The following is an 8,988-nucleotide window of genomic DNA, read 5'->3' on the forward strand; positions in this document are numbered from 1 at the left end:
GGCGACGTCCCATGCTCCCTGCCGCTGCCACGTCGGCGCACCAGGTCTTCGCCCGCCGCCGGGCCGGCCGGGCCAACGGCTCTGACGCGCTTGCGGCGGCGATGGTTGGCGACAGCCGGCTGATCTTCAAACGTTGAGGCGGATGTGGCGTAGCTGGACGGCGAGTTGGCGTCCATGTCGCACGAGTCGCCCTGACGTGTCAGGGCCGAGCGTGAACCCGGCGTGGCTTGCGATGTCATCCGCCACGGCGGAGATCGACAGGGTGTCGGTGCCGAGATGGCGGGCGAACTCGGGGGCTTGCAGGACGTCGAGGGCGTGGTCGAGCTGGCGGGCACTGTAACTGCGGGATGTCTCACCGCGTCGGTGGATGCGGCGGATCATTGTCGTGCGGTCGACGAGGAGCGTGACATGAGCGACGCGGTGTCCGGCGGCGCGGGTCGAGGCCGTCAGTTCGGCGAGCAGGTCGGAATCGAGGATGGTCATCGGCGCGATCACCGGGTTCTCGGGACCTTGGAGAGCAAGGCGGAGCATCTCGCTGACCGCTTGGCGCCACAGGGGGACGTCGCGGAAGTCCCTGCGGCGGGGCTTTGGGAGCATCCGACGCATCGCGAAGCCGAGGTGCTCAGGGTCGCTGATGAAGCTTCCGGGCAGTCTGCGGTGCAGGTTGTGGGCGACCTGGGTTTTCCCGACGGCGTTCGGACCATTGATCCAGATGAGGGTCGGCACCGGCCGAAGATATAGTCAGGTTCAGCCAGACCAGCATCGCCCACCACACACCACGACCGATGCCCGCGGTTGACGAACGGCCCCGGGGTCCGACCAGCCTGTGTGGCCCTCATGCGGTGGCGGTCTCCACGCACCGCCGCACGAACAGGCCGCCGATCCCCAAGACGTCGTCGAGCAGTCGCCGCACACGCTCGGTCTCGTCGGCGGTGCAGTCGATCAGGACCTTGACCTCCACGTCACGGCGCCGACGGCGCTGCCACGGAAGACGTCCATACCGCCGCCGTCCGCGGCCACGGTCGTGAACGGCGTCTGGACGTGACCGTCCCCCTTCGTCCCCGTCCAGGCCGTCGGCGAACAGGTTGCCCTGTACGTTCTTGGTGATGACCCAGCGGCGACTTCGGATAACAACCACGGATGTCATCCGAAGTCGCCGCTGCCCAGCACCTCGGCGAGGCGGAGGCGGTTCGCATGGCCGCAACGTGGTCGTCCAGGCGGGACTCGAACCAGCTGTTGAGGTCCTGACCAGCGCCGTTCCACATCGCTGGATCTCAAGCGATAGATCGCAAACCGCATTCGCCCAGGCCAGAGGCATGATCAAAAAATGCGTAGGGCGGGTGGGGCTCGAACCCACGACCGACGGATTATGAGGGACTTCCGGAAACCTCGCCGACCTCGGCGGATGCCGCGTGACCTGCGCGGATGGCTTGCGGCATCTGCCGTCGTCTTCGGCGGTATCTCACCATCCTGCGGACTGGCTGCGGACCGGCCGGGGCGGCCACGGCGGCTCCTCGTGCCTCCCATTTTTTCGTCCCGTTCCCCGGACAGCGCCTTCGCCTGTGCGGGACGCCGGTCGGGTCAAGGGTGGCGCAGCCAGTCCGAAGGACCGCCCGAAGGACGCCCTTGACGCGGCCGGTGCCCCGTCAGATCATCGGGCGCCCAGCCGGGGAAGGGCGCCCTGAGGTAAGAGGCCAGTGTGGTGTGACCGCTGGCTCTGGCGGGCTCTTTCTTCAAACGAGCACAATCGCAGCGCGCCGGGCCGACCCTGGAATCGAAATGCTTCTTTCGCCTGCCCGACGTTTAGACTTCGCCTTGCCAGCATAGTCGAGTTCTCCCGAGCCTACTGAGAGATACCGATCAACAGATCTGTTGGCGTACCGCTCGACCTGCCCCTGGCAAAGGATCCCGACGGTGAACCGGCCTAGCGCATCCAGTCGGTTACTATCGGCAGCAACCATCCTCGCCTCGTCCATGTGGCTGTATCATTGCCTGCGACGCAGCGTAACGAACCGCACAGGTGGATCTCGACCTAAGGATGGTAGATCAGAGCATCCCACAGGTAGGGCACAATATGCTATCCGAGGTAGACGATTAAGAATTGGCGGCTATTGATGGATGAGAACGAATCGAATCATACGGTCGGTAGCATCGACACCGCACTGGGTAGCTGGCGTCTCCGACGTGGATTGAGTGCTCGCGATGTGGCATGGAAGCTAGGTATATCGCTAGCGGCACTCACGCGGATAGAAACGGGAGCCATCCGGCCTACACCCGCACAACAATCCGCTATCAAGACTCTAATAGAGGGCCGTGCGGGTGAAAAAATAATTTTCTCATCGCACGTCCCAGGTGCTATCCATAGCCCATCACTCTTTGATGTATCAGATAGCGATGAGCCAAAATCCCCACTGCTGACCGATCCTCTAAATGATATTCTCGATCGAATTACGAAGCAACGAATTTTTCTGTCTACGAATGCCGTATCAATTGGCGATCTGCTTGCCGATCACCAAATTTCCGCGCCAACGTCGAGTCAACCACCCAGCGGCGCGGTTTCTGCAGGAAAAAATACTTATACCTACGACGCTCATACCTACCATACAAAAGTTCCCCCCCAAGGCATCGCGGAACTCTTGCGCCACTATCTGCCCGAAGGTGGATTGGTACTGGATCTATTCGCGGGAAGCGGGATGACGGGAGTTGCCGCTAACGCGCTCGGCTACGATAGCATCCTAAATGAGCTTTCGCCGGCGGCGTGTTTTATCGCGAGCCGCTTTGTCTCAAAGATCGATCCGAGAGTTTTTAGAGAAGAAACGACCTCGGTACTCCAAGACCTAAAAGGTCTCCGAGAAAAACTTTACACTACCTATTGCCGAGAATGCAGGAAATCCACAGAGCTTCTTTACACGGTCTGGTCATACCGTGTAATCTGCCCGGAGTGCACCCATGAGTTTAACCTGTGGGATGCTTGCCGGAGGTACGGAAAGACTGTCCGTGAGCATAAAATTCTCTCCGAATTTGATTGCCCAAGCTGCTCCACGACGCTGAAGAAGCGGACCCTGAAACGCACTATTGCTGAGCCCGTCGACATTGCCTACAAATGTTGTGGATCCCGTCAGCGGGAGGCTACGGTGCCTCCTGATGACTTTGATATAAATTTGATTTTCTCCCTTGAGGACAGCACTGCTCCTGCGACTGGCTACTACCCTAATCTGAAACTTCCTGATGGGGTTAATCTTGCGCAACCACGAAAGCACGGCCTCGACACGATAGATAAATTCTATACGCATCGTGCGCTCGTTGGTCTGAGTCACATCTGGCGAAACATACACAGAATTGAAGACGCCCAGGTTGCCGGCCAGGTCGCATTCGTATTTACTTCCCTCTACCGCCGCGTAACTCGACTGAGCGAATTTCGATTCTGGGGTGGAAGCGGCAATACGGCTCGCTTGAATGTTCCGTTCATATTCGAGGAGTCGAACATTTTCCTCAGTTTTGAGCGGAAGGCCCGCACGATCGAAGACCATCTCCGCACAACGGCTCAACATTTCACGGGTCAAACGGCGGTTATCGAGCAATCAGCTACGAGTCTCGACTACTTGCCCGACAACTCGGTCGATTTGATTTTCACCGATCCCCCGTTTGGTGCAAATATTAATTACAGCGAAATGAACTTCCTCTGGGAATCATGGCTCGGCCGATTTACAAATCCGTCGAAAGAAGCGATTGTCAACCGAGTGCAAGGAAAGACCCTCGAAGACTATGAGAAGCTGATGCTCGCGAGTCTTTCTGAGGCGTACAGAGTTCTTCGGCCTGAGCACTGGATGCTTCTTGTATTCATGAATTCATCTGCTAGCGTATGGGGGGCACTTCGATCGGCAATTGAGACAGCGGGATTTATCGTGGTGACAGCGGATGTGTTCGATAAGCAGCATGGCACATTCAAACACTTCGTCAGCGAAAACACTCCCGGTTCCGATATAATTTTGCACTGCCTAAAGCCAAGTGGCTCCCAGGGGCGACTTATTAACAATCGCGATCTAGAATTGCATGAGTTCCTTGAGCTTGTTGATTTCGACAAATACCTCCAACCTTACCTTCATGTTGATCGCGCGACAGAGTACGATCTTCGGCGCATCTACAGCGAGTGGATTGCGCACGCATTGACGCACGGGGGGGCACTTCTCGACTTCTCGCAATTCCGGGATAGCGTGGACAGAATAAGAAATTCCCGGAGCTAGTCTAGAGCAAGGTCGCCAATCCTATCGAGCCCTTCCAACAGCAACTGGAAACAATGCTCGTCGTTGACGCCTTGGAATGCCTCCGTCAACTGACGATATGCCGATTCACGAAGAAACAAGGGAACTGCGCCGGCGCGAACCTGCTCAGGCCCGCTAGCTGACCCCTCTAGCGGCTTTACGGCAGAGGCGGAGGAAGAAACGAAGCGGCTGAGATCATCGATGTCGAGTTTTCCTTTGGCCGCACGACGGAGAAGACCGTGCGTTTGAGGTGTTAGCCATACCCGAATAATTCCAAGATCTACTTGTTCACCGATAACCGTGAAGATATACAGGTTTGGATCGGAGGGGGGCGGAACGTCGAAGTATGGCTGAATTTTGATCCCGGCTGACGTTGTAACTGAGTATCGCTTCTTGCCCGTGGAGCGTTCGTAGATCCACAGGTTTTTACTGCCCTTTCGGCTGCTGCCAGCGACGTCTCGCCATTCTGCGATATAGTTATTCGGGTCCGGAGCGGACATAGGCTCCTCAAAGTATAGAAACTGTCGTAGAGAATCTTGCCAGAGGAGCCAACCAATCCGCATATCTACTGGTCGCTGCGCGGTCTGGTTCTCAACTTTTCGCCGTCGGTTCAAAACGAGTTCTGCGTACTGTTTGAATACGTCTACCATTATATCGTTTGCATCCGCCTCGATCGTAGGAATCCTCACGGATCGCGTTAGTGAAGGATGCATCAGAGTGGTACCACATGCTTCCTCGATCGACTTTGATTTATAGCGAAGCATCTTGTGTTCAACCCCAAGGCCTTCGTGCATCACATCTATATTCAGATTCGACCATCCTTGGAGAGGTATATTCTTGGCCGAGCAGTAAACGTCGCTCCAGTCCGCCTCTTCGAGCTTGCGTCCCATCATCTCCGCCACTTTCATCGCCAAACCCATTTGAACGAGGTCGCGTTCAGTAGCAGTGAAGACTGGCAGGGTTCGGGACTGCATATCTTTCCCCTCGATCAAGAAATAGAGGCGATGCACAAATTCCGTGCACCGGCGGTTATAGGATGTCCGTATCCGCGAGTGCTTACGGGCTCCCTACCTGCCGACTCTTCTGGCCTACTTCGAAGGGTCAGCTCGCCGCGAAGCTCCTTCCGACTGGCGGCGACGCGCCCGGCGAGCACGGCGCGCCAGCGCCGCGCGCAGGCGGTTGCGGGGCGCGGGCACGCCGCCGCATCTTGATCCTAAACAGGCAGATTCGGCAGTCTCAGCGGAGTACCGGTGGGCCGTCGGCGAGGTAGTCGCGGATGCGGATCCGGATGCTGTCGTGCATGGTCAGCTCGTCGAGGGTGGCGGGGTCGTGGAAGTCGACGGCGGTGGACTCGTGGCTGACCTGGAGGGTTCCGCCGGTGATGGTGCAGGCGCAGCAGATGTTGAACTGCTGGCGGACCTCGCCGTCGTCGTAGGCGAAGACGTGGCCGGGGCCGGAGTAGATGCCGACGATGCGGTCGATCCGTACGTCGAAGCCGGTCTCTTCCTTGGTCTCGCGGATGACGCAGTCGGCGAAGGTCTCGCCGATGTCCATCTTCCCGCCGGGTAGCGCCCAGTTCCCGGAGTCGCTGCGGCGCTGGAGCAGGATGCGCCCTTGGGCGTCGGCGACGATGGCGGATCCTCCGACGACCAGGGAGTTGGCGGTGGGGGCGTTGGGGTCGTGGTAGTAGTCGACGCGGCCCATTGGGTCATGCCTCCCGGCTGGTCGGACATCGTGCGCCCTGGTGGTGGGTGCGTTCCAGATGGCTTCGAACTGGTGGGCGTAGCTCTCGAAGAGGCCGGCGGAGCTGTGCCGCTTCAGGTGGAGCATAGGGTGCTGGAAGCCGTGCAGCTTGTACAGGTACGGCGTGACGAGCATCTGATCATCGAACCGGTAGAGCGCATTGTACAGCGGCACCCGGTGGAACCGCAGCTCGACCCCAGAATTAGACAGCAGGGACTCGAAGTGGCCGACGGTTGACCGGATGCGTCCCGGGAGCGTCCCGCCGAGGTTCTCCAGCTCGTCGCGGGCGGTGACCTCGGCGCACTCCGGGTCCGCCAGGGCGATGCGGACGCGCAAGCCTTGGGCGCACTTGTCGGCGAGGATGCGGGGCAGGTCGGGGTGCTGCTCGGGGAAGAACAGCCCATGAGGTCGATCGTCGTACCAGCACGGTCCAGCAGGCGTGACCAGAGCTGGGACGGTGCGTCAGCGCGGCGGACGTAGGCGGACACGATCTCGCTGGTCACGAGGGAGCCGGAGGCGCTGGCGGCGCTGGCTTCGGGCCAGAGTTCCTCTTCGGAGCGGCCGAGTGCGTCGGAGGCTTTCCACCGGTGCCGCGGGTGGGGAAGGCGGCCCTTCAACCAGCGATGCACGGTCTTGGGGTCCACGCCGACTGATCGCGCAAGGGTCTCGATCTCCATACCGCTCGATGCCATGGCCACCCGCAAGTGCTTGTTGGTTCCCTGGGCCGCCACTGTCACACCTTCCCGCCGGGGACGTTACGGACAGCATCATAGACGTCCTAAACGTCCCCGATCGACGGTAGGAACGTCCCGTCATCTGATCGACGCTCAACGTCACCGGAAGGTGCACGGCAGAGCAGGACGGATGGCGAGGGGAGCCACTGCCCATGAAGGCGGAAGAACCGGTCTACGGGCTCGTACGATTCGAGGGCGACGGCCAACGGGTGCGGGAGATCGTGTTGGCGTTCGAGACCGCGGGGGCGGCCGACCGGTACGCCCGTGAGGTCGGCTGGTCGGAGTACGGCGTCGGCCCGGTGCGGTTCCCCGCGTCGGTCCAGGCGGCCGATGTTCCCGCGGCGGTGGCCTGATGGGCGGCACCGGGCAGGCGACGATCGCGGCAGCGTACCGGTCGTACGTGCTGGCCCTGCTCGACCGGGATGCCGCCTATGACGACGACCCGGAAGGCGACCCGCCACTCACCCTCGCGGACTACCGGCGAGCCCTGGTCACGGTTCTCGCGCTGGACCCGTCGCCGTTGCTCATCGCCGGACGATGGGTCACCGGCACGGAAGCGACGGCATTCACGGCAGGACAGCAAGCAGGGCTCGACAGCGCCGTGGTCGCCATCGGCGAGACCTGGCGCCCGGAACTCCTCCGCCGCTTCGACGACGACACCTCGGAACACTCGGCGGACGCTGGTACCGCTGTCGACGCCGCCATGGCTGTACCCACGAGCCCGGGGCCGATGACGTTGGCGCTGGCTGTTCACCACGGTCTGCTCTCCTCCGCGGCCGCGCCGCCGTCATACGGCACGCCTCGGCCCCCTGCGGCGCCTGGCCACAATTCCGGGCGGCTGCTGGTCGTCGACGGTGACGGGGAGGTTGTGGGCTCATTCGCCCGGTCGGAGTTCGCCCGTGCGCACGGCTGGGCGCATATGCGGGTGGCGGAGCCGCTGACCCGGCGGCCGGTGTGGATCGAGGATCTGGAACAGCGGGAGTCCTGGCGGATCGACACCGGCTCGTGCGTGCATCAGCGATGGGCGCCGGTTTCCTCGTCGACTCTGGGCGCGGGCTGCTCGATGGGCGCGGCGGCGACCATACCACCAGTAGATGAAGACGATACCAAGTAAGGATGGGCATGTCAACCGGTTATATCGGGTCGCAATACATTGAAGGTATAACTGTTGGCACAGGGACGGTCACGCACGTAGTGTCCGTTATGCCCACGAAACGGAGCGGGCTCCGGGTGGGCGGAGCAGACGCGACCACGGCCGGGCGGCCCTCATCGACGTCCCATCGGCGGGGCGGGGGTGTGATGCCCGGCGAACGACCCGGCCGGCGTGCGCGAGATCGACGAGCTGATCGGCCAGGTGGACGCGGAGCTGTCCGCGCTCGGCGTGCGCGGGAAGGCGGCGTCGGAGGAGAGGGAGCGTCCGCGGCGGGTGCGGTCCACGAAGTGGCGGCAGGACGTGCCGGATCTCCCCCGGCTGCCGGTGGAGCGGCGCACCGTCGGGCGGACGTTCACCGCACCGGACGGCATCGTGTGGCAGCCCTCGCTGTTCCTCACCCTGACCTGTGACAGCTACGGGCGGGTGCACTCCGACGGCATCCCCGTCGACCCGAACTCGTACGACTACCGGCGCGCCGCGCGGGACGCGCTGCACTTCCCGAAGCTGGTCGACCGGTTCTTTCAGAACCTGCGCCGCGCGGTCGGCTGGAACGTCCAGTACTTCGCCACCCTGGAACCCCAACGACGCCTCGCACCGCACCTGCACGCCGCGATCCGCGGAACGATCCCCCCGGGCGGTGATCCGCCAGGTCGCGGCGGCCACGTACCAGAACATCTGGTGGCCGAACTGCGACAGCCCGAAATACGACCCGGCCCGCCCTCCGGTCTGGGACGACAGCCAGGGCGGCTACGTCGACCTGGACACCGGGACGCTTCTGCCGTCCTGGGATGACGCGGTCGACGCGATCTACGAGGACGACGAACCCGCACACGTGGTTCGGTTCGGCCCGCAGATCCGCGCGGACGGGGTCACGGCGGACTCGCAGACGGCGGGCAGGCTGATCGGCTATCTGACGAAGTACCTGACCAGGGGCCTGGACACCTGCCACGCGGCCGACTCCGACGCGCAGCGCGCCCATATCGACCGGTTCGCGGACGCGCTGCGGCACGAACCCTGCTCCCCCGTCTGCTCCAACTGGCTGACCTACGGCGTCCAGCCGCGCAACGCCCGCCCCGGCCTCGCACCCGGCCAGTGT

Annotated in this window: 8 protein-coding genes and 1 pseudogene; 5 read left to right on the top strand and 4 right to left on the bottom strand. The window is 62.0% G+C overall.

Annotated features, from left to right (window positions below):
* The first annotated feature begins 11 nt into the window (after nucleotides 1–11).
* On the top strand, nucleotides 12–137 hold the full coding sequence (locus tag ACY5KJ_RS02140) for a hypothetical protein (RefSeq protein WP_462186702.1): 126 nt from the start codon (nucleotides 12–14) through the stop codon (nucleotides 135–137).
* Here ACY5KJ_RS02140 and ACY5KJ_RS02145 read toward each other — a convergent pair.
* The gene (locus tag ACY5KJ_RS02145; protein WP_462186701.1) at nucleotides 127–726 is read right to left on the bottom strand and encodes an ATP-binding protein; all 600 of its coding nucleotides are present in this window, start codon (nucleotides 724–726) and stop codon (nucleotides 127–129) included. The genes ACY5KJ_RS02140 and ACY5KJ_RS02145 overlap by 11 nt on opposite strands.
* A gap of 109 nt (nucleotides 727–835) precedes the next feature.
* Nucleotides 836–1,138, bottom strand: a complete 303-nt coding sequence (locus ACY5KJ_RS02150; protein ID WP_462202665.1) for a hypothetical protein — start codon at nucleotides 1,136–1,138, stop codon at nucleotides 836–838.
* A 976-nt stretch (nucleotides 1,139–2,114) separates the two neighbouring features.
* On the opposite strand from ACY5KJ_RS02150, the gene ACY5KJ_RS02155 reads away from it, so the two are divergent.
* Nucleotides 2,115–4,244, top strand: coding sequence for a DNA methyltransferase (locus ACY5KJ_RS02155; protein WP_462202666.1), 2,130 nt, complete (start codon nucleotides 2,115–2,117; stop codon nucleotides 4,242–4,244).
* Here ACY5KJ_RS02155 and ACY5KJ_RS02160 read toward each other — a convergent pair.
* Together ACY5KJ_RS02160 and ACY5KJ_RS02165 are read right to left on the bottom strand one after the other, a co-directional pair.
* On the bottom strand, nucleotides 4,241–5,254 hold the full coding sequence (locus tag ACY5KJ_RS02160) for a hypothetical protein (RefSeq protein ID WP_462202668.1): 1,014 nt from the start codon (nucleotides 5,252–5,254) through the stop codon (nucleotides 4,241–4,243). The two genes, ACY5KJ_RS02155 and ACY5KJ_RS02160, sit on opposite strands and share 4 nt — an antisense overlap.
* Nucleotides 5,255–5,498: 244 nt before the next feature.
* Nucleotides 5,499–5,966: an NUDIX domain-containing protein gene (locus ACY5KJ_RS02165; RefSeq protein ID WP_462202675.1), complete on the bottom strand. Its 468-nt coding sequence runs from the start codon at nucleotides 5,964–5,966 to the stop codon at nucleotides 5,499–5,501.
* Nucleotides 5,967–6,891: 925 nt separating this feature from the next.
* Between ACY5KJ_RS02165 and ACY5KJ_RS02170 the strand changes: the two genes are divergently transcribed.
* From ACY5KJ_RS02170 to ACY5KJ_RS02180, 3 genes and pseudogenes are all read left to right on the top strand, one after another.
* Nucleotides 6,892–7,092 (top strand): hypothetical protein, encoded by a 201-nt coding sequence (locus ACY5KJ_RS02170; RefSeq protein ID WP_462202670.1) that lies wholly within the window; start codon nucleotides 6,892–6,894, stop codon nucleotides 7,090–7,092.
* Entirely contained in the window at nucleotides 7,092–7,853 is a 762-nt protein-coding gene (locus ACY5KJ_RS02175) for a hypothetical protein (RefSeq protein WP_462202671.1), read from the top strand. The genes ACY5KJ_RS02170 and ACY5KJ_RS02175 overlap by 1 nt, the downstream gene beginning before the upstream one ends.
* Before the next feature lie 195 nt (nucleotides 7,854–8,048).
* Nucleotides 8,049–8,988 (top strand): annotated as a pseudogene (locus tag ACY5KJ_RS02180) (replication initiator); the annotation flags it as partial.

Source organism: Frankia sp. CcWB3 (genome assembly GCF_977927595.1).